Source organism: Aeromonas schubertii (assembly GCF_000820105.1).
Taxonomy (GTDB): domain Bacteria; phylum Pseudomonadota; class Gammaproteobacteria; order Enterobacterales; family Aeromonadaceae; genus Aeromonas; species Aeromonas schubertii.
On the sequence record NZ_CDDB01000056.1, the window covers coordinates 1 to 622 of the forward strand.

Sequence of the window (622 nt, forward strand, 5' to 3'; positions counted from 1 at the left end):
GGTGGACTTGCCCGCCCCGTTACCGCCGGAGAGGGTGGTGACCAGCTGGTCGAGATCGAAGGTTCGGGCGAAGAAGCCGTTCCAGTTGACCATGGTCAGGGATTTGAACTTACCGCGCACGACTTATACCTCCAGATCCAGTTGCTCTTCGTCGAGATCCGCCTCGACATCCTCAAACAGACTCTCGCTGCTGGGCAGCTCGTCGTCGTGGAAGATGGCCTCCCCCTCCTGGATCATGCGCAGTTGCACGGCGCGCGGATCCTCGTCGCTGCGCACATCGGCGGCGAAGCGGAACACCGACTCGTTAACCTTGAACTTGTCGCCGTTGCCAAGGGCGGTGACCATGCCCAGACGACGCAGACGACGCAGGGAGGTGCGGATCTTCTCGAGTAGCTTCTTCTTGTCGAGATCGGTGCCGCCGGTGCGGCTGCTCACCATGCGCAGCAGCTGCTTCTCGTCACTGAGGGTCAGGATCTCCTCCTGCAGCTCGGCCATGGCAAAGACCCCCTCGGAGGCGAGCCGCTCGGGACTCAAGTAGAGGTAACAGAGCACCTTGCCCACCAGCATGTCGAGCTCGGAGAGAACCGTGGTGCCGATGTCGGCGCTCGGGCGCGGGCGCAGG

Annotated in this window: 2 protein-coding genes; both read right to left on the reverse strand. The window is 63.0% G+C overall.

Features of this window, described 5'->3' with window-relative positions; all coding sequences use genetic code 11:
* Window positions 1-120, reverse strand: a 120-nt coding sequence (locus BN1133_RS20580) for an ATP-binding protein (RefSeq protein ID WP_197273673.1), incomplete at its 3' end; no start/stop codon positions are given.
* 3 nt (window positions 121-123) lie between these two features.
* A partial coding sequence (locus BN1133_RS12080) for a chromosome partition protein MukE (RefSeq protein ID WP_050666780.1) occupies window positions 124-622 on the reverse strand: 499 nt, incomplete at its 5' end.